Here is a 21,590-nt window from a genome sequence, read left to right as displayed (position 1 = left end):
TAAGGTGAAACTATGTTGAATCGATTTATTTACGCTGCTTGTCTACCAATATTATTAAGTGCCTGTGATGGCGGTAGCAAGCAATCGAGCACTGAACCAGCGGATATCAGAACAGGCAGTTTTATTGATAGCCCGGTATCAGGCCTATATTATGAAACAGAAACACAGTCAGGCATGACGAATGAGCGTGGTGAGTTTTCTTATAGCGATGGCGAACAGGTTAAGTTCTCTATTGGTGGAATCTATCTAGGTACATCAGAAGCACAGGAACTTATCACGCCTTTTGATCTATCCGGTTCCGCCCCGCTAAACAGTGAAAAAAGTATCATTACAAGTCTGCAAAGCACCGACATATCCAGCTTTGACCGCGTCATCAACATAGCGACACTCCTTCAGGCACTCGACCAGGACGGCGAGCCTGAGAACGGCATAGACCTTGGAAACGCTCACACAGAATTAGAGCTTTCAACAATCAATTTCTATGTAAAGGCCTCCCAGTTTACCGAGCAAGTCGATTTTAAAGGCGTTCTATCGCAACTCAATATCGAAAGCCACAGAACCTTCACTCAAGCAGCCCAACATCTTTATGAAAACCTCGATATCAGTATCGAATCAAACCTTAACTCTGCAGTTTTATCGAATGAAGGTAAGTTAGATAAAACCCTCGTTCAGTATTCATACAGCCAAGAGCGGCTTCTAACAAGCCAGGAAACAGACTTCAATAACGATGGAACTGTCGACAAAACCATTCACTACAGCTATGACAGTCAAAACCGTTTAACGCAAACATCTGATAGCGCGTCAAATACAGTTGAAACAATCAGCTATGATGATGACGGTAATATCCTGAGCAAAGAAATAGATAGACCTGAAGACGAACTCGATATATTGCAATCCTACACTTACCAAGACTCTCTACTGTCAAAACTCGAAACTGATTTGGGGAATGATGGCACAATAGATATTTTGGCAGAATATCAATATGACACCGAGGGCAATGTTATTCTGTATACAGTCAGTCGCAATAGCGAACTTGCTTCAAGCGTCTCATATACATACTCCGGAAACAGGCTTAGATCTCAATCTGAGGATAGTGATAATGACGGCGAAGCAAACTCTTCAATCAGCTATAACTATGACTTAAACGGCAATATCCTAAGCCAGCATAACATTCGATCCAACCAGGAAAACACTCAAACTTCTATAAGCCGCTTCAGCTACGACAGTAACAATCGCCCAAACCGCTACGAGCGTGATGATAACCAGGACGGCACACCAGAATATATCGAGTCATATCAATATAATAATTTGAACAAGCGGACCGAATACAAAAAAGACCTCGATGGCGATCGTGTTTGGGATTTTGTAGCCCAATATGATTACGATATCAATGGAAACCGAACACAAATGCTTGAAGATAGCGATGGCAACGGCATTGTCGACAAGGCTTGGTTTGCAGACTATCAGGCAGCATCATTTGACAACGCCTGGGACAGAATTATCGAACAACTCTGAGCTAATTAAAGATTCATAATTCCTTTTAAAAACCTGCGATAAGCAGGTTTTTTATACTCTAAAAGCAGTTAACAAGCAGCCCCTCAATTAACGACTCACCTTACAGGCATACAGAAATAAGAAGCCAGACCACACACAAAAACCACAAACACTAGAAACATAAATATTATTCATTTTTAGTTTCAACAACTTATAAAGCCACGCCACAGCAAAACAAAAACACCCAAACCCAAAAAAAGAACCATTTCACCCGACAAGCGTGCTCCATTTCAATTTTTGAAAAAAAATATCGCCGTTTGTTAAGCAGCTTCGCTCATTCATTAGACTCAGGTAAGTATTGCCGTTATATTCGCCGCCTTGGAAGCCTTACTTGAAATTCAGGCCATGGAACAGTAAGGCGACCAAGAACTTTCATACCTCATTCGTTATGGATAATAAATATGTACAAGCTAAAGCTAGCGGTCGCCTTTGCCTCTCTATTTATCTCATTGTTCTCGGGAGTTTCCTATTCGGCCCCGGGTGACCCTGGCAATATTCTAACGACACTAAGCATTAACAACATCAGTGGTGATGGTCGCACCCCTTCCACCCCCCACGGCGTCACCATGCATGACGGCTACCTTTGGGTCGTCGATTTTGGCACCGACAGAATCTACAGGGTCTATCCAGAAGATGTCTATGACGAAGAAGGAGCGCTTCAATTTTCTGCCGGTGATAGTGATTTAAACCTTCCCCTTACAGACACAGATAATCCGCCAATTAACAGTGACGGAAACCCCATCCCTACTTGCGGTGCAACACCGGCCGGTCAATACTGTGGCGGTGGCGGTTTAACCTTTGCCGAGAATTATCTTTGGAATGCCAGCCCTATTACAGACAACATTATAAAAATCGACCCTGTTGATGGAGATAACCTCGAATCCGAAAATGCACTATCAGAGCTCGAGTTTCCATCACCAACCGACATGACTTATGACGGACATAGCTTCTGGATAGTTGACTGGCAAACTAACACTATTAATAAGGTTCGCCCTGAAGATGGCGCGCTACTTCTATCATTACCCGGCCCTTCAACACTACCTTCTTATCAGTCTAACCCTTCTGTCACCAATGCTCGTCCTTTCGGTATTACCTGGGATGGTCGCGACTTGTGGGTAGCAGACCAACAAGAACAAAAGATATTTCGGGTTGACCCCACTGACGGTAGCGTGGTCGGTTTTTTTGAAACACCAGGCTCAAACCCCAAGGGCTTAAGCTGGGACGGGGAACTAATTTGGCACGCTGACCAAACAACAGGCCTAATTTACGCGATTGAAACAGGTGTCATACCTTTCGGTATCACAGGCTGTATCGAAAAGAATGGTGTAGCAATCGAAGCAGACCTACTTCTCAGCCAAACAGCACAATCGGATATAACCACAAGCACCGATGTGGATGGTTGCTTCCAGTTTACCAATTTTGTTGCTGGCTCCCCGATTCAGCTTCAAGCAAACGAGTCAGGTGTTGACCTTAAGCCGGTTATTACACTTAGTGAAACGTCACCTGGTTCAACTGATGTCACCCTCTTGGTCGGCGATACCTATGCAGAGCCTGGCTTCGTTGCGATAGACCCAGAGGACGGTGACATTAGTGTCGATGTTATCACTAGACCAAACGTCCTTGATACTCCCTCTATTATTGATACTTCCACCCCTAATAACTCCGGCATTCAAATTGAATACGATGTTGTCGACAGCCAAGGCAACAACGCGACAACAGTTATCCGAACTGTATACGTCATCGAAGAAGATACTACTGCACCAGTGATCACTCTTATTGGTGACGACCCTACTTATGTTGAACAGCTTTCGACTTATAATGAAGAAGGCGCTACCGCTATCGATAACCGTGATGGAGATATCAGCGCCAACATTATGATCAGTGGAAACGTCGATTCTGACACTGCCGGCACTTACACACTTGCTTACGATGTTACCGATGAAGCTGGCAATGTAGCCACGACCGTAACGCGCGAGGTGATCGTTCAAGATACGACTGCACCAGTAATAACACTTATCGGCGACGCAGTTGTTACACTAGAAAGAGGCGATAGCTTCTCAGATGAAGGTGCCAGCGCCGTCGACAATGTTGACGGAGATATTAGTGCAAGCATAGTAAGTTCAGGTAGCGTAATCAGCGGAAGCGTTGGCAGCTACATCATAAACTACAATGTTTCTGACACTGCTGGTAATTCAGCTATTGTTGTATCGCGTACAGTTAACGTCGTCGACAGCACCGCGCCAATCATTACCTTGTTAGGAGCTGCTCCATATAATCAAGAAATTAACACCCCATTTAATGACCCAGGCGCTACCGCAATTGATGTTCCTGGTGAAGACTTATCAAGTTCGATTGTCGTAACAGGTACGGTAAATACTTCAGTCGAGGGAACCTACACTCTTTCTTACGATGTAAGCGATGCATCGGGTAACGTTGCAACAAGCATTTTCCGAGATGTTATCGTTGCCGATTCCGGTAGCCCTATGATCACCCTACTCGGAGATAACCCTCTCACTCACGCACAAGGCTCGCCTTACACTGACCCTGGAGCAACAGCTACGGATGCGGTAGATGGTGACCTTTCCGGAAGCATTGTTGTCGGTGGCGACACGGTAGACCCTAACTTAATCGGCAGCTACCTTATAACTTACGATGTCTCAGATTCATCGGGCAACCCTGCTCCAACCGTAACCCGTACAGTCAACATAGATGACTCAACAGCCCCAGTAATTACTTTAATTGGCGATACAAACACCAATCACCAGCTTGGCACAGCCTACGTCGATGCGGGCGCTACAGCATTAGACAATATAGATGGCGATATTAGCTCAAATATTGTTGTTAGCGGTGATACCGTCGATGGAAATACTCAAGGAACTTACACAGTTATCTACAATGTCACTGATTCATCAGGAAATGCTGCAAACCCCATGGTAAGGTTTGTGACGGTAGATGATGTAACACCACCGGTAATCACCTTAGTTGGCAATAACCCAATTAATCATGAAGTGAATACAATTTACACTGACCCTGGTGCCACAGCCACAGATAATACTGACGGCGATATTTCTGCAAACATCGGTGTCAGCGGTACAGTCAATGCAACCGTAATCGGCAGTTATGTACTGAGCTACAACGTGAACGATTCCTCAGGCAACTCTGCTACTACCGTTACCCGAACAATTAACGTTCAAGATACTGGCGCACCTAGCATCACTCTCCTAGGTAGCAGCCCACTTAACCATGAACTAAATACCCCCTATACCGATGCTGGCGCGACTGCAAGCGATGCGCTGGATGGTGATATCTCAACTAACATCATCGTCGGTGGTGCTACCGTAGATTCCAGTGTTACTGGTACCTACGTGATCACCTACGATGTCAGTGACTCCAACGGCAACCCTGCCGTACAGCAAACACGTACAGTAAATGTGAACGACTTTACTGCCCCAGTCATTACGCTTAATGGTGACAGCAGCATTAATATCGCTCTAGGTAGTGTCTACAATGATGCGGATGCGAGTGCGTCGGACAATATTGATGGCGATATTTCAGCAAGCATTATTCAGAGTGGCACTGTTGATACCGGTACAATTGGTAGCTACACCCTTGTGTATAACGTGAGTGATGCGGCTGGCAACGCTGCAATCCCCGTCACACGAACAGTTAATGTTGCTGATGCGAGCGGCCCTGTTATTACGCTGATCGGAACCAACCCCATTAATCATGAGGTGAATACAATCTTCACCGACCCGGGTGCGACAGCGCTAGATAATGTCGATGGAGATGTATCTTCAAATATCGGTGTCAGCGGTACGGTCAATGCTGCAGTTGTTGGTAGCTATGTACTGAGCTACAACGTGAACGATTCCTCAGGCAACTCTGCTACTACCGTTACCCGAACAATTAACGTTCAAGATACTGGCGCACCTAGCATCACTCTGCTAGGTAGCAGCCCACTTAACCATGAGCTAAATACCCCTTATACCGATGCTGGTGCGACTGCGAATGACGCACTTGACGGAGACCTATCTGCAGGCATTATAGTTGGCGGCACAATGGTCGACTCTAGCGTTGCTGGTACTTATGTCATTACCTATGATGTCAGTGACTCCAACGGTAACCCTGCCGTACAGCAAACGCGCACGGTAAATGTGAACGACTTTACCGCCCCTGTCATTACACTTAATGGTGACAGCAGCATTAATATCGCTCTAGGTAGTGTCTACAATGATGCGGGTGCGAGTGCGTCGGACAATATTGATGGCGATATTTCAGCAAGCATTATTCAGAGTGGCGCTGTTGATACCGGTACAATTGGCAGCTATACACTTGTGTATAACGTAAGTGATGCGGCTGGCAACGATGCAATGCCCGTCACACGAACAGTTAATGTTGCTGATGCGAGCGGCCCTGTTATTACACTGATCGGAAACAACCCGATCGATCATGAGGTGAATACAATCTTCACCGACCCGGGTGCGACAGCGCTAGATAATGTCGACGGAGATGTATCTTCAAATATCGGTGTCAGTGGTACGGTCAATGCTGCAGTTGTTGGTAGCTATGTACTGAGCTACAACGTGAACGACTCATCGGGTAACCCTGCCAACACCGTTAATCGAACGGTCAATGTTCAGGATACCGGCGCTCCTAGCATCACCGTGTTAGGTAGCAGCCCACTTAACCATGAGCTAAATACCCCTTATACCGATGCTGGTGCGACTGCGAATGACGCACTTGACGGAGACCTATCTGCAGGCATTATAGTTGGCGGCACAATGGTCGACTCTAGCGTTGCTGGCACTTATATCATTACCTATGATGTCAGTGACTCCAATGGAAATCCTGCACCTCAACAAACACGTACGGTTAACGTGAATGACTTTACTGACCCCGTCATTACACTTATCGGAGATAGTTTTGTAAGTGTTGATATTGACAGTATTTATACAGATGCGGGGGCAAGCGCTTCGGATAATATAGATGGCGACATTTCATCCAATATAATCCCTAGTGGTTTCGTTGACACCAGTACCCCTGGAAGCTACACACTTAACTATGACGTGAGTGACGCCGCTGGCAATGCTGCAGCCACTGTTTCCCGAACTGTAAACGTATCAGACAGCTCAGGACCAACAATCACATTAATCGGTGGTGACACCATCGAGCACCAACAAGGCACGATATTCAACGACCCTGGTGCAAGTGCTTTCGACGCTGTCGACGGAGACGTTTCTTCAAATATCTCTATTACCGGCTTTGTTAACGCAAGCGTCGCAGGTAGCTATGCCCTAACCTACAACGTCAGTGACTCTCAAGGAAACCCTGCAACCCCGGTAACTCGTACTGTCAATGTTGCAGACTCCTTACCACCTGTTATCACGCTGATCGGAGATAACCCTCTTCATGTTGAGTTAAATGGCAGCTTTACTGAACTTGGCGCGACTGCTAGCGATAGTGTCGACGGAGACTTAAGCTCTGCAATTATTATTTCCGGTGACGCTGTCAATACCTCTATTGCTGGAACCTATATCACTCGTTATAACGTCAGCGATAACACAGGTAATTCCGCTATAGAAGTAACTCGAACAGTCCTTGTTTCAGATACGACGATCCCCGTTATTTCACTACTGGGCTCAAACCCTATGAGCATTGCATTGGGAAGCATCTTCAGCGACCCGGGCGCAACAGCAAGTGATAATATCGATGGAAATATTTCCACTAGCATTATCCCTAGCGGTAGCGTGGACCCAACAACTTTGGGCAGCTATACGCTTTCCTATGACGTCAGCGATAGTGCTGGTAACGCTGCACTTACCGTAACTAGAGTTGTTAACGTTGAAGATAATAGCGCACCACTTATCAGCCTATTAGGTGACAACCCAATGGACATATCGCTCGGCGGCAGCTACAACGAGGCCGGAGCGACTGCGACCGATAACGTTGATGGTGACTTAACAAGCAGCATTGCTATTAACGGATCAGTTGATACGGACACACCTGGAACGTACACCATTAGCTATAGTGTCAGTGACAGCGAGGGTAATGTTGGTAATGCTACCCGCCAAGTCAATGTAATCGATAACACTAGTAGCGATACCGTTCCACCGGTTATCTCCTTACTTGGAAACAACCCAATCTTAATTGAACTGGGTGGCACCTATTTCGAGCCTGGCGCAACTGCAGTCGATGGCGTTGATGGTGATTTATCAGCTTCTATCGCCATTTCAGGATTCGTCGCAACGAACGCCGTAGGAAGCTATCAGGTAACTTATAATGTCTCGGACTTGTCGGGTAATGCTGCCCTAACGGTGACAAGAACAGTTATCGTTCAAGATACTACCGCACCGGTCATAAGCCTATTAGGCTCGGACCCAACCTATCATGAGCAAGGAACGACTTACATTGATGCAGGCGCGACCGCGAGTGATTTCGGTAGCGATATATCCTCTAGTATCTTTGTATCGGGAGATGTAAACGAGAATATCGCTGGCACTTACACATTAAGCTATGATGTCGCCGATGCTCAAGGTAACGATGCTACAACCGTGACGAGAACAGTACATGTAGTCGATACCACCCCCCCTAGTATTTCAGTACTAGGAGACAATCCAGTTGAAGTTATTCAAGGACATGTTTATAGCGACCTGGGGGTTTCAGCAACTGATAACATCGATGGCGACATATCATCGAACGTAAGTATTGATACAAGCGGGCTAGATATGTCGACACCAGGCAGTTATCAAGTTCACTTTAATGTCACTGACGCGGCGGGGAATAGCGCATTAACCCAAACCCGCACCGTCACAGTCATTCCACTTGTTAAAACATTTAGTGCAAGCCCAGGACTGGATGCGGGGTCATCATCGAACTCAACCAGTATGACTATATCCGATGACCGTCAGTTAGCTGACCTTAATGTTATGATTGATATATCGCATGGCCGACCAGGAGACCTGATCCTAACGCTCACAAGCCCTGCAGGCACATCTGTTGTAATTATGGACCGACCTGGAACAACCGGCGGCTGGTTCGATTTCGGTTGCGCCAACGATGATGTCGACGCAACATTCGATGATCAGGGAAGCTCCGCTGTAGAGAACGTTTGTAACTCTTCCCCCGGTATCGGCGGCACAGTTATTCCTCACAACGCCTTAAGCGCATTTAACGGTGAGTCTACTCAAGGTGTCTGGACACTCAAAGTAGAGGATAAAGCAACGATCACCAACTCAGGAACGCTAAACACCTGGGCTCTTGAAACGATAATCCAATAGTTAGCACTGTACTAAGTTTATTGTGCAAAGGCACCAAGCGCTAAAATCGAGCTTGGTGCCAACCAATCAGATATCCCGGCTAAAGAATATAGATATGAACAAGTTGCTTAATGGAATCAATTTTAAACGCTCTCTACAGGTGAGCCTGCCGATAATGGCGCTCTCCTTGTTTGGCTGTGATGGAGGTAGTAACTCCGGTGGAGATAAAGCGGAGCCAACAACAACGCTCACATCACCTACCTACAGTAGAACAACGACTAACTCAGTGGTGACAATTAGCGGCTCCAGTTATGATGAGCATAGTGGTATCGAAAGCGTCACAGTAAATGGTGAACCAGTTACGAGTGATGATAATTACGCAAACTGGCGTGTAGATCTTCCAACCGAACCTGATATCGGTGAACTGAACATCAATACAATTGATGGTGCAGGCAATAAACGCGAAGATAAGTTTGACTTAAGGGTTACAAGAATCGATGAGATTTTTGAAGAACCAAGCCACCTGGCTATCACCTCTGATAATAAATTATTAATAAGCGATGCAAATAAGCTTAAGACTTACGCTACAGATATAAACTCACCAAGACTAACCTTGTATGCTGCAAATGACAGCGAAAGCCTAATCAAACCTCAAACAACTGTTTTTGACACAAACCAAGAGCGAGAACTTATTCTTGATGTAAGGGAAACGCAGCCAGTTTCACAAGCTATTCTCGCTCGCCAATACCCCAGCGGTAATTTAACCACTCTGGCCAACGGCCTAAACAATGTTATTGATATATCCATCGATAGCGACGGCGGCATCCTCTACCTGTTGATGGCGAATGAAAATTCAGAAAGTGGTGCAATCATTAAAGTGTTTGATATCGACGAGCAGTTAAGTCCTAATCGCTGGCCCATCCTCTCAGACAATGCTAATCCCGGCCTTGAATTACTAAAACCAACTGCAATCGTATTTCACAATGGTGTGCTCTACTGTTCTGACAATGGCAATAATACGGTTCTATCCATTGATATAGAAACAGGTACAAGCTCAATCATTTCTTCAAGTGAGCAAGGTAGCGCCTCGGGCTCTTTCTCATACATATCGGATATTGCTGCAGGGGTTGTTGAAGTCACTGATATAGACCAGGAGCTCACCACAAAGACCAAATTATGGCTAATTGATGAAGACTCAAAATCAATTATCGAGATTGATGTCGAGACTGGTGACCGAACGATACTGAGCCAAGCAAACGATGGTAAGGGTGAAGAGTTCAAAACGTTTAAACAGCTGGTCGTCGATCAGCAAAATGAACGATTACTTGTAAACGACACCGAGCTTAAGGTCGTATTCTCAGTTGCCTTTTCTTCAGGTCAGCGCGAACTTTTTGTTAGCAACCGCTACGGTAGTGGCCCAAACCTTGAAGCACCTACATCGATTCAGCACATTGGCAATAATATGGCTTTGATTACCGAAGGGCATCACAATGCGCTATTTGAAGTCGACTTACAGACAGGTAGCCGTAAAGTTATCTCTGCGTCGAACTCGAACCTCGAACTAGGCTCAGGCCCCGCTATATTGAACCCAGTCGACCTGGAGATTAACGCCTCTCAATCAAGTGTATGGGTTAGCATGCGCGAGCAAAAAAATATCTGGGAAATTGACCTAGCTAGTGGCGACAGAAACTTAATTACCCCCTCCCCTAGACTAGGCGCAACAGAGCTTAAGCTTCCATCAGGGCTAGCACTTAAGCCAGAGAGCAACCAATTACTTGTGAGTGACATTTACCTGGATAGAATTCAATCAGTAAATCTAAACAGCTACGAAACTGATATCGCGGCTAACAAACGCTTGTCTCGAAACTCAACATCAAAACTATCCAAGCCAAGCGACATCACTTACGACCAGCAAAACACATCAATCTACGCAGTCGATAGCGCCTTAAATGCCGTCATCCGTTGGAACGCCGAGTCAGAAAACGCTGAAATCGTATCTTCGATCGATGTTGGCTCGGGGCTTAACCTGCTCAACCCAATAGCAATCGATTTGAACCTTGCACAGAATACCGCCTACATCGCTGACCAGAAACTCAAGGCGATAATATCAGTTGATTTAAGCAGTGGTGACCGGGAAGTTTTATCTAACCGTGCGATCGGCTCTGGCCCTTTATTTAAAAACCTAACAGGCCTAAGCTTCAACCCAGACTCTAACTCACTTCTCGTTACCGATTCTGAAGAAAAAGCGATTTTCGCTGTTGATATTAATAATGGAAATAGAAATATAATTTCCAAGTAGCTTAGCTACTATAAAAATCAGGCATAAAAAAACCTGCAAAAAGCAGGTTTTTTTATGCCTGGAGTAAATCAGTCTTAGAACTGATCCGCAGCCAAAGCCATCATATCTTCACTACCAGAACGTACAAGCTCGGCTAGAGAAACAGTCTTAGGCAACAAACGGCTATAGAAGAATTTAGCTGTCTTGACCTTAGACGCATAAAATTCATCTGAGCCTACTTTTGGTGCTGCCGCTTTAACCATCTTCGCCCACATGTAAGCGTAAGCAGTTAAGCCAAACAATTCCAGGTATTCAACCGATGCAGCACCAATTGCGTTTGGATCATCCTTAACGCTATTGATAACATATTCTGTTACATCACTTAAACGCTCAAGCGCTGCAGACAGTGGCTTAACGAATTCAGCCAAGTCAGCATTATCAGCCTCTACCTGAATAAACGAAGCGACTTCTGAAGCAAATAGTTCGTAGAACTTACCGCCATTGGCGACAATCTTACGGCCCATCAAATCCAAAGATTGGATACCATTAGTACCTTCGTAGATTTGCGTAATACGCGTATCACGAACCAACTGCTCCTGGCCCCACTCACGAATGAAACCGTGACCACCAAATACTTGCTGGCCAGCAATACAACAATCTAAAGCACGATCAGTCAAATATGCTTTTGCAATAGGCGTCATCAATGCAACCATTGCTGATGCATGCTTCTTCTCATCAGCGTCATCTGAGTATTTCGCTGTATCCAAGAAAGTCGCAACATAGCTAGAGAAGGCACGACCACCCTCATTGTAAGCACGCATAGTCATCAACATACGGCGAATATCAGGATGCACGATTAGTGGGTCAGCAGCCTTTTCAGGTTGAGCCGGGCCTGTTGCCGCTCTACCCTGAATTCGATCCAATGCATACTCAACAGCATTCTGGTATGAACGCTCAGCAGCACCTAAGCCCTGAATACCAACACTCAAACGCTCGTAGTTCATCATTGTGAACATTGCGTTTAGACCTTGGTTAATCTCACCAACCAACCAGCCTTGAGCGCCGTCAAAGTTCATGACACAGGTTGCAGAAGCTTTGATACCCATTTTATGCTCGATAGAGCCAACCGTTACATTATTGTTCTCGCCAACAACGTTGTTCTCATCAACCTTGTTTCTTGGAACCAAGAACAGAGAAATACCTTTAGGGCCGGCAGGCGCATCAGGAAGCTTAGCGAGGACCAAATGAATAACGTTTTCAGAAAGATCTTGGTCACCACCTGTAATGAAGATCTTAGTACCTGTGATCGCGTAGCTACCGTCACCGTTGTCTTCAGCTTTAGTGCGGATCATACCTAGATCTGTGCCTGCATGCGGCTCAGTTAAGTCCATCGCACCAGCCCACTCGCCAGAATACATCTTAGGTAGATACTTCTGCTTAAGCTCTTCAGTGGCGTGTGCATCAATTGCCAAACTTGCACCAGAAGTTAGGCATACATATAAACCAAAAGAGATATCAGAAGAATAAAGCATCTCTTCATACTGAGCACCTACCATTTTAGGCATACCCATTCCTTCGTATTCAGGGTTACCCGTAAGACCTGACCAACCACCTTCAACAAAAGTCTTATAAGCTTCTTTATAACCCGCTGGAGTCGTTACAACACCGTCAGTCCACTTACAACCTTCTTCATCACCATTACGACTTAAAGGTGCAATTAGTGATGCAGTGATCTTACCCGCTTCTTCCAATACTGCGTCAGCAGTATCAATATCGATGGTGTCTTTTGTGCCCGCAAGCGAAGCCCAAAGCTGCTCTACACCAAACACTTCATTCATCACGAAACGAATATCTTTTAACGGAGCCTTATACTCAGCCATGTAACTACCCTCTATCCTCTGTTGATCCAACACGTAACAACCTTGTCTTACAAGGTATTTTTCAATAAAAACCCCGAGCTGCTTGTGGCTATTCGGGTGTGATTTACTTATGTCCGGGAAAACCTAACGCCGCACATTTAAATCATGCGGCGCATTTTAACGTAAAAAGCCCGCGAATGCGGGCTTTTTTTTGAATCAGATTAACTCAAGCTTAGAAAGCGAAGTTATCTTCTTCAACAGCCATCATAGACTCGGCACCCGCTTCAATCATTTGAGCGTGAGCTAAAGTACGTGGCAAGATACGATCAAAGTAGAACTGAGCAGTTTGCAGCTTAGTCTTGTAGAACGCTTCTTCTGTTGTACCTTCTGCTAGCTTCTGCTGAGCAACATCAACCATCTTCGCCCAGAAGTATGCTAAACATACATAGCCTGAGTACATTAGGTAATCAACTGACGCTGCACCAACTTCATCACGATTCTTCATGGCATTCATACCAATCTTCATCGTAATATCGCCCCACTCTTTGTTTAGCTTGGTTAGCGGCTCAATGAACTGCGCCAAACCTTCGTTATCTGCATTTTCTTTACAGAAAGTGTGAACCAACTTAGTGAAGTTCTTAAGTGCAGCACCTTGCGTCATTAGAACTTTACGGCCTAACAAGTCAAGTGCCTGGATACCAGTTGTACCTTCATAAATTAGTGCGATACGCGTATCACGAACGATCTGCTCCATACCCCACTCAGCGATGAAACCGTGACCACCGAATACCTGAACACCGTGGTTAGCAGCCTCGTAACCAGCTTCAGTACAGAAAGCTTTAAGAATAGGCGTTAAGAAGCCTAACATCTCGTCAGCTGCTTTCTTCTCTTCATCACTACCGTGCTCTACCAAATCAGCCTGTTGCGCTGCGTAGTAGATCATTGCACGAGAACCTTCAGCGATAGACTTCTGAGTTAGAAGCATACGGCGAACGTCTGGGTGAACAATGATTGGGTCAGCTTTACCTTCCGGGTTCTTCTTACCAGTCAAAGAACGCATAGCTAGACGCTCTTTAGCGTAAGTTAGCGCACCCTGGAAAGAACCTTCAGCAGCAGCAAGACCTTGAATAGAAGTACCGATACGTGCAACGTTCATGAATGTGAACATGCAGTTTAGACCCTTGTTTTCTGGGCCAATCAACCAACCTTTTGATGCATCAAAGTTCATCACACAAGTTGCGTTACCATGGATACCCATTTTGTGCTCGATAGAACCACAGGTAACGTTGTTTTTCTCGCCTGGATTACCGTCTGCATCTGGCAACAACTTAGGTACGATAAACAGAGAAATACCCTTAGTACCTTCTGGTGCGCCAGGAAGACGTGCTAGAACAATGTGAACGATGTTATCAACCATATCGTGCTCACCGGCAGAGATGAAGATCTTCGTACCCGTGATGTTGTAGCTACCATCAGCATTTGGCTCAGCCTTAGTAGTCAAAATACCTAGGTCAGAACCACACTGAGGCTCTGTTAAACACATGGTACCCGTCCACTCACCGCTGATCAGCTTAGTTAGATAAGTTTCCTGCTGCTCAGGCGTACCATGCTCTTGAATTGTCGCACGTGCACCGTGGCTTAGGCCTGGATACATACCCCAAGACCAGTTAGCAGTACCAATCATTTCACTCAAAGCGATGTTGATGGACTCAGGTAGACCTTGTCCACCGTGCTCAACAGGCGCGTTCATTGAAGGCCAGCCGCCTTCTACAAATTGGTTATATGCTTCTTTAAAACCTGTTGGCGTTTTAACACCATCTTCACTCCAAGTACAACCTTCCTGGTCACCTACTTGGTTAAGAGGAGCTAGTACTTCTTCACAAAACTTTGCACCTTCGCCGATGATCGCTTCGACCATGTCTGGAGAAGCATCATCTGCTCCTATGGTTGCGTAGTGCTGTTCACTGTTCAAAACTTCGTTCATGATGAACTTAATTTCTCGTAGGGGAGCTTTGTATTCTGGCATAGCTAAAAACCTCAAATATATTTATTTACGTTTTAACGCTTGTTAAAAACTAATAAAATTCGTTTATTAACGTCGACTCTTACAGTCAATCAGGTCACCCACCGTATTAAGCTATTCGTTCATAGCAGGTCGTTGAGTGGGTCACTTCAATTCGAGCATTTACTCGATTTTCAAGCATTGAATATCAAACGACTGTTTGAAACATACGTTTGCTTAAAGCCAATGTCAAGATTTCCTTACAAAAAATCCGATAATTCATATGAAAAAAAAGCGCATAGCGGACAGGAAAATACCGCCACCAAACCACGACATATCGGCAAAATTAGTTGTAAAACAGAAGATTAGCAGCTTTTTTAAAAACTGCACTGAAATAGAAAAGGGAATTTGTAATTTTTTATTGTTTTAGATTAGGTCGTCAATATCAGAAACAGTTTTTTGATCAAGTGAAGCAATTCTTTCGAATTCCTGAACACTTAAAACCTGAGCACTGCGTTCATCTTTTCGAGCGTCGGTCTGCTCTTTCTCTTTCTCAAGGCGATCTTTATTCTCTTGAGCTTGTAGCTGTGTTTGCTCTAACTCTTGAGCTTGTAGCTGTGTTTGCTCTAACTCTTGAGCTCTCTTTTCAACCAATTCAGCTTGAGCCTGAGCTATTACCCTTTGAGCCTGAGCTGCCACAGCACGATCCTGACCAGAAGGCTCGGCAGGAGCATTCGCTGCAGCTTTGACCGTATTCATTTTTGAAATTGTAGCTTGAGGGTCATTGGGAATAGGCGATATATCGATTGAAACCTCCCCTCCCACAGCATAACGATTTCCATCAGGGCCAGACTGATAAGTAAATGATGCGGCACCAGCATATTGACCGCCCACCGCTTTATGGGCCTGCTCATGTGCTCTCACTTCCTGATCTCTTGCTCTAAGCTCCGCTATCTGTTCCTCAATAATCGCTTCTTGTTGCTCTTCTATACGGCGTTCACCGGCACTTTCTGTTGAACTTCGCTCAACACTCTGCTGGTCGCCATTCTGAGTTCGCACCTCATCTTCAAGGTCGGAGTCATCACTCCCAACTGTACGACCATCTTCATCAGCAATTAGCTTGCTCGCGACCTCATCGTTCTCAAAAGGCGCTGCTCGTTGATCATCGTCGACATAAAGTTGTTCTTGGTTATTCTTAGCCAATGAAATTCGGCTGTATAACTGGGGAAGGGCTGCATTGGCAGCAGCTTGGGAATTCTCACTTACTGACAGGCCAACTTTAACCGCTGGCGTGGTACTGACCGAAGCCAAGTCTTTTGAACTGGAGTTATTTGAGTTTTGCTCAGACGTCACCGTCTTCTGCTCAGCATGAACTGGCGAAGATAGATTTGTTTGCGGCGATATATTCATAACAAAACCTCTCTATTGAGGTAACTTCCAGCTATTAAATAAAACTTAAGGCCCTCACGTATTAAGCCAAGGTATCAAGCAAGGTTCCTAAAACTTCGTCAGCTGTTTTGACTACTTGCGCCGATGCTTCAACTGACCTTTCATATAATTTTAAATCAACTATTGGTTCAATTACACTAGAACTGGAGCCTTCGCTATTACTTACAGTACTCGCATTCACAATCTCTGTTGCAGCTTTCTGCATACCCTCTTGACCTTGCTGTAAGCCTTGAATACCGGTCTGTAAAACAGTATTTACATTCATGACAAGCACCTATACGAAGTAAAGAATTCAGCAAATATTGTGACTATTTTCTGCGAACACTCTAATACTAATTACTCGAGCAATTCAGACACTGCTCTCCTTATGTATGTTATTTAAGCAAATATCTGTATGTTTTTCAACCAGCCTGATCAAAGCCTTACAAATCTAGACAGTCCAGATTCACATATTTACAAAGCTCCTCAGGCTTACCGCTCTCGCTAAAAGGTAAGTGAGCAATAAGCGGTGCACCTAAAGCCGAGCTTAAAGTCGCTATATTTTCAGCTTCATAGCTCATTGTTTCTCTCGACAAACTATTCGCAACCCAACCAGCTATCTCCAAGCCATCTCTTCTGATTGCCTCTGCACTTAGCATCGCATGATTCAAACACCCCAAACGCAAACCAACAACTAGAATAACTTTATAGTTCAACTGTCGTGCCAAGTCAGCCATCGTTTCTCTTGGGCTAATCGGTACCCGCCACCCCCCTGCTCCTTCGATAAGTGCGAAATCCGGTTTCTTCATCAGCGCTCCACGACAGATACCCGTAATACGCGATGCACTTGGCGTTCGCTTTTCAAGCGCAGCAGCAATATGTGGCGAAGCTGCTTCTTTGAGTAATACTGGGTTAACTTGACTGTACGGTAGATCGACCGACATATGTGACATCAAGGCGACAGCATCTTCATTTCGCATGCTTACTTTATCATTAGCATCTTTATACTCATCAGCACCTGCAGCGATTGGCTTTAGAGCCATCGAACTCAAGCCTTTCGAGTTTGCAGCAGCCAACAGAGCACAGCTGGAAAAAGTCTTTCCAACTTCTGTATCGGTACCCGCGACAAAATATACATTCGCCATCATCTATTACCTTATATTTCTTTAATATTGAGTCAGTCTATTGGCTACAGTTTTCTAGGCTAAGTTACTAGACCTACGCTAAAACTACGTTTTAACCAATACCCCCCACAAAACCTGATATGTTGCGGGCAAATAACCGCCTTCTACACGCTTCGCCTCATAAGCTGAAACAAAGTCTCTTAGCTTGGCCTTGCCTGTCATTCCCGTTGGTCGATGAGCCGTAATGTTATGCGCTCCCAACATTTTTAGCTCACGAGTTAACTCCCGCACTGAAGAGTATCGAAGAACTTTAGCCTCTTGACTAAAGGTGCGAACATCAAACGCTATATTATCCAAGGCCCGCTTATGCTCCTGAAAGCTACCAAACTCATTAACATGCTGAAGTTCATCAACTTCGTGCCACGCTTCTTTTAATTCAAACAAGGAACCGTCAATCAGGGTAGAAAATGCAAACATGCCACCCGGTTTTAATATTCGCTGTACTTCTGCAAACATCTTTGGGAGGTCGGCACACCATTGAATCGCTAAACTGGAAAAAACCAAGTCATGGCTACTGGACGCTATTGGTAAATTTTCGGCGTCGCCAGCAAGCCAAAACTGACCATCAGCCGCATGCTGAGAACGCGCATAAGTGAGCATATCTACCGACAAATCAACGCCCATATACTCTGCGGAAGAAAATCTCTCCTTTAACTTATCAGACGAATACCCGGTACCACAGCCCAAGTCAATCATTCGACGGCAATCGTTTAAGGAAATCTTACTCAAGAGCCTATCAGCAGTCCAACGTTGAAAATGCGCTACTGAGTCATAACTGGCAGCAGCTCGACCAAAAGACCGGGCTATCTGGGATTTTTCTATCGAGTCAATCGTCATAGAGTTTCCAAAAACGAGAACAAGTGCTTTTTAATATCCATAGCATGCCTGGCACAGGGTAAATGCCCCATGTCATTAACTACCTTTACGCGACATTCGTTAGCTACCGGACTCTCAGCAACTTGATTCTCGATATAGATTGCCAAGTCTTGAGCGATTAGACTGTCATGACTACCTAGAAGCCAATACATTGGAGTTGATATATTTTCCAGGCACTGTCTTAAGTCCAAGCTTTTCAGTAAACCTAAACCAAACTCTAAACTAGATTTTGGCGGCAGCGACTCCACTGTATAAACTAAATGCAGGAACTTTTTGTCCAAGTGTCGGTACTGACTTCCCGATAACAGTAAAAAGGAAAAACGACGAACCAGCTGCGACCACTCTTCAGCCTCAACCAAGCCCTGCAACGAATCAAAGTCTTCAGTTGTGACGCCATAGGGCCAACCATCCTGATTAACGAAACATGGGGTCGATTGAAGAAGAGCCACGCCTTCAACAAATCCCTTACGTAACTTTTCAGAACTATAGTTAGACAAATAGTTAAGAGCCAGCTGACCACCAAGAGACCAAGCTGCAACAAGCGTTCCTGGCTGAACACAGTCGTCAATAGCTCGACTACATTCATCCAAGGATGTCAGACCAGCAAGACTCAAGACATCAATAGAATATCCGTCAAAACCTTCTGCAAAAAAGTCTTCCCACATCGAGGTCGGCGCTGACCAGCCATTCACTAACACAATATGTTGCACAGTTTGCTTAGACATCTGGTGTCACAATACCTAAATCTATCGCCATACTGAGGGCATCGAGCAGTTGCTCAACGTGGGCTAGATCATGATCAGCACTAAAGGTCACACGTAAGCGCGAGGTATTAGCAGGAACAGTAGGAGGACGAATAGCGGTTACCAGTATGCCCTGACTAAGCAGGAAGTTTGACAGTGCGATAGCATCATCACTACTGCCGATAATCAAAGGCTGAATAGGACTATTTGATTCAACAAGACAATAACCTAGCGCTTGTGCCTCAAGCCTAAAGTAAGTGATCAAAGAGGATAAATGTGCTCGCTTCTGATCGGCTTTTTTAATCAGATCAAGACTAGCTCGTGTTGCAGCCGCAATCGCCGGTGGCATAGCTGTTGTATAAATATAAGGGCGTGCCGCTTGAGTCAGGTAATCGATTAGAAGCTCTGAACCAGCAACAAAAGCACCTGATGTACCAAAGGCTTTGCCAAAGGTACCCATCAACACAGGAACGTCTTTCTGAGCAAGTCCAAATACATTACATGAGCCTTTTCCCTGTTCACCAATAACACCCAAGCCATGCGCGTCATCAACCATTAATAAGGCACCTTGCGCAGTGCAGGTTGCTGCAATATCTTTCAGGGGTGCGATATCTCCATCCATGCTGAATATGCCGTCACTGACGACTAAGGCCTTGCTTTGTTTCACACCTACCGGCTGACTACGTGTCGAGAGCTTATCTAAATGAGAACTAAGGCTGGAAACGTCATTGTGTAAGTAGCGTTGAAAGCGAGCTCCACTCAATAAGCCACCATCTATAAGCGAGGCGTGGTTAAGCTTATCCTGCAGCACAATGTCGCCCTTTCCTACCAGGGTAGATACCACTGCCAAGTTGGCCATATAGCCACTAGAAAAAACCAGCGCTTTATCACGCCCGGTAAACTCTGCAAGTTCGCACTCTAAGGCTTCATGTTCTTGATGATGCCCAACGACAAGATGCGAGGCGCCACTGCCCACACCACTCCTGTCGATACAGGATTTGGCTGCTTTCTTCAGCGCAGTATGATTCGCTAAACCTAGATAGTCATTACTACAAAAGGAAAGAAGCTTACGACCATCAACAAGCGGTTCAATCTGCTGAGGCGAACTTAGCAAGCGATGAGAACGCAATAAACTCTTAGCTTTTAGAGCGTCAATCTCTTGCTGCCAAAGGTCTTCAAAAATAGACATACACTAAACCAATTACTGCTTATACAGCTAACAAAACCTATCTACTCAGAAGAAAGGATCAGTGGCCTAATTTGATTAAGCAGACCACTCGTTGCGAACCATCAGAAATTAAACAAGTGATTGAGATTGTTCATTTCCAGCTGGGGAAGCCGCTTCGTAAAACAAATGCTTATTAGCTTCTGCGTCAATCGCCTTATTTAGTTGAGCTTCCTGATCGGCATCAGACTTTTCAATGCGCTGTTCAGGGCGTAAGCCCAAACGCTTGAACAATTGCATATCTTTATGAGACTCAGGGTTAGGAGTAGTCAACAGGCACTCACCATAGAAAATTGAGTTTGCTCCAGCCATAAATGCCATTGACTGCATCTCATCTGACATCGCTTCCCGCCCTGCAGATAGGCGCACATGACTCTTAGGCATCATGATACGTGCAACAGCAATACAACGAATAAATTCAAACTTATCCAAGTCGTCAACGTTTTCAAGTGGCGTTCCCTTCACTTTAACCAGCATATTGATGGGGACACTTTCAGGATGAACTGGCAAGTTTGCTAACTGCACAAAAAGTCCTACACGATCAGTTGCCTTTTCACCCATACCAACGATGCCGCCACTACAGACTTTCATACCTGCGTCACGAACATGAGACAGTGTATCCAGTCGATCCTGATAGCTTCTAGTGGTAATAATCTTATCGTAATATTCGGGAGAGGTATCCAAATTATGGTTGTAATAATCCAGGCCTGCATCGCCCAGCTGGTCGGCCTGATCCTGGGTTAATTTACCCAAGGTCATACAGGTCTCAAGCCCCATATCTTTAACACCTTTAACCATTTCTAATACATAAGGTAGGTCTTTATCACTCGGGTGTTTCCAAGCGGCCCCCATGCAGAAACGACTACTTCCTTTTGCTTTTGCTTCTTTGGCTTTCTCTAGTACTTTTTCAACCTGTAGCAAGCGCTCTTTTTCCAGGCCAGTATTGTAATGTCCGCTCTGCGGGCAATATTTACAATCCTCAGGGCAAGCACCCGTCTTGATCGACAGCAAAGTACTCACTTGAACTTCGTTGGGATCGAAATTGTCTCTATGCACAACTTGCGCTTTAAACATCAAATCATTAAACGGCAAGTCGAATAAAGCCTGAACTTCGGCAGCAGTCCAATCGTGTCGTACGCTCATAAGTATGTTCTCGTGTGCAAAACCATGGTAAAACATGCGTCA

At 45.1% G+C, this 21,590-nt stretch carries 12 protein-coding genes; 3 read left to right on the top strand and 9 right to left on the bottom strand.

Annotation, left to right across the window (positions count from 1 at the left end; all coding sequences use genetic code 11):
- Window positions 1–12 precede the first annotated feature (12 nt).
- The 3 genes from A3763_RS08080 to A3763_RS08070 all read left to right on the top strand — a co-directional run bounded on the left by A3763_RS08080 (window position 13) and on the right by A3763_RS08070 (window position 11,109).
- Window positions 13–1,515 (top strand): hypothetical protein, encoded by a 1,503-nt coding sequence (locus A3763_RS08080; RefSeq protein ID WP_068509796.1) that lies wholly within the window; start codon window positions 13–15, stop codon window positions 1,513–1,515.
- 440 nt (window positions 1,516–1,955) lie between these two features.
- Complete coding sequence (locus tag A3763_RS29500; protein ID WP_068509794.1) at window positions 1,956–8,831, top strand: immunoglobulin-like domain-containing protein; 6,876 nt, start codon at window positions 1,956–1,958, stop codon at window positions 8,829–8,831.
- Window positions 8,832–8,925: 94 nt separating this feature from the next.
- Window positions 8,926–11,109 (top strand): hypothetical protein, encoded by a 2,184-nt coding sequence (locus tag A3763_RS08070; RefSeq protein WP_068509793.1) that lies wholly within the window; start codon window positions 8,926–8,928, stop codon window positions 11,107–11,109.
- A 74-nt stretch (window positions 11,110–11,183) separates the two neighbouring features.
- Here the strand turns inward: A3763_RS08070 and A3763_RS08065 are convergent, their stop codons facing one another.
- The 9 genes from A3763_RS08065 to bioB all read right to left on the bottom strand — a co-directional run bounded on the left by A3763_RS08065 (window position 11,184) and on the right by bioB (window position 21,548).
- The gene (locus A3763_RS08065) at window positions 11,184–12,968 is read right to left on the bottom strand and encodes an acyl-CoA dehydrogenase C-terminal domain-containing protein (protein WP_068509790.1); all 1,785 of its coding nucleotides are present in this window, start codon (window positions 12,966–12,968) and stop codon (window positions 11,184–11,186) included.
- Between the two features lie 211 nt (window positions 12,969–13,179).
- A complete protein-coding gene (locus tag A3763_RS08060) occupies window positions 13,180–14,973 on the bottom strand; it encodes an acyl-CoA dehydrogenase C-terminal domain-containing protein (RefSeq protein WP_068509789.1) in 1,794 nt (597 codons plus the stop codon).
- A gap of 402 nt (window positions 14,974–15,375) precedes the next feature.
- Window positions 15,376–16,359, bottom strand: coding sequence for a putative metalloprotease CJM1_0395 family protein (locus A3763_RS08055; RefSeq protein ID WP_068509787.1), 984 nt, complete (start codon window positions 16,357–16,359; stop codon window positions 15,376–15,378).
- Window positions 16,360–16,420: 61 nt separating this feature from the next.
- Window positions 16,421–16,663 carry a flagellar basal body rod C-terminal domain-containing protein gene (locus tag A3763_RS08050; protein WP_068509785.1) on the bottom strand — a complete coding sequence of 81 codons (243 nt, stop codon included), beginning with the start codon at window positions 16,661–16,663 and terminating at the stop codon, window positions 16,421–16,423.
- Window positions 16,664–16,820: 157 nt separating this feature from the next.
- The gene (gene bioD / locus A3763_RS08045) at window positions 16,821–17,525 is read right to left on the bottom strand and encodes a dethiobiotin synthase (protein WP_068509783.1); all 705 of its coding nucleotides are present in this window, start codon (window positions 17,523–17,525) and stop codon (window positions 16,821–16,823) included.
- An 81-nt stretch (window positions 17,526–17,606) separates the two neighbouring features.
- Complete coding sequence (gene bioC, locus A3763_RS08040; protein WP_068511408.1) at window positions 17,607–18,398, bottom strand: malonyl-ACP O-methyltransferase BioC; 792 nt, start codon at window positions 18,396–18,398, stop codon at window positions 17,607–17,609.
- Window positions 18,395–19,162, bottom strand: coding sequence for an alpha/beta fold hydrolase (locus A3763_RS08035; protein ID WP_068511407.1), 768 nt, complete (start codon window positions 19,160–19,162; stop codon window positions 18,395–18,397). The genes bioC and A3763_RS08035 overlap by 4 nt, the downstream gene beginning before the upstream one ends.
- Window positions 19,155–20,369: an 8-amino-7-oxononanoate synthase gene (gene bioF / locus A3763_RS08030; RefSeq protein WP_068553262.1), complete on the bottom strand. Its 1,215-nt coding sequence runs from the start codon at window positions 20,367–20,369 to the stop codon at window positions 19,155–19,157. The genes A3763_RS08035 and bioF overlap by 8 nt, the downstream gene beginning before the upstream one ends.
- A 108-nt stretch (window positions 20,370–20,477) precedes the next feature.
- Entirely contained in the window at window positions 20,478–21,548 is a 1,071-nt protein-coding gene (gene bioB, locus A3763_RS08025) for a biotin synthase BioB (RefSeq protein ID WP_068513447.1), read from the bottom strand.
- Window positions 21,549–21,590 lie beyond the last annotated feature (42 nt).

This window comes from Oleiphilus sp. HI0128, assembly GCF_001635365.1.
The sequence above is the reverse complement of the archived record's forward strand: the minus strand, read 5'-3'. Positions and strand labels throughout refer to the sequence as shown.

Coding starts and splice junctions, on each gene's coding strand:
- A3763_RS08080 (WP_068509796.1), top strand. CDS start 13: ATGTTGAATCGATTTATTTACGCTGCTTGTCTACCAATATTATTAAGT.
- A3763_RS29500 (WP_068509794.1), top strand. CDS start 1,956: ATGTACAAGCTAAAGCTAGCGGTCGCCTTTGCCTCTCTATTTATCTCA.
- A3763_RS08070 (WP_068509793.1), top strand. CDS start 8,926: ATGAACAAGTTGCTTAATGGAATCAATTTTAAACGCTCTCTACAGGTG.
- A3763_RS08065 (WP_068509790.1), bottom strand. CDS start 12,968: ATGGCTGAGTATAAGGCTCCGTTAAAAGATATTCGTTTCGTGATGAAT.
- A3763_RS08060 (WP_068509789.1), bottom strand. CDS start 14,973: ATGCCAGAATACAAAGCTCCCCTACGAGAAATTAAGTTCATCATGAAC.
- A3763_RS08055 (WP_068509787.1), bottom strand. CDS start 16,359: ATGAATATATCGCCGCAAACAAATCTATCTTCGCCAGTTCATGCTGAG.
- A3763_RS08050 (WP_068509785.1), bottom strand. CDS start 16,663: ATGAATGTAAATACTGTTTTACAGACCGGTATTCAAGGCTTACAGCAA.
- bioD (WP_068509783.1), bottom strand. CDS start 17,525: ATGATGGCGAATGTATATTTTGTCGCGGGTACCGATACAGAAGTTGGA.
- bioC (WP_068511408.1), bottom strand. CDS start 18,398: ATGACGATTGACTCGATAGAAAAATCCCAGATAGCCCGGTCTTTTGGT.
- A3763_RS08035 (WP_068511407.1), bottom strand. CDS start 19,162: ATGTCTAAGCAAACTGTGCAACATATTGTGTTAGTGAATGGCTGGTCA.
- bioF (WP_068553262.1), bottom strand. CDS start 20,369: ATGTCTATTTTTGAAGACCTTTGGCAGCAAGAGATTGACGCTCTAAAA.
- bioB (WP_068513447.1), bottom strand. CDS start 21,548: ATGAGCGTACGACACGATTGGACTGCTGCCGAAGTTCAGGCTTTATTC.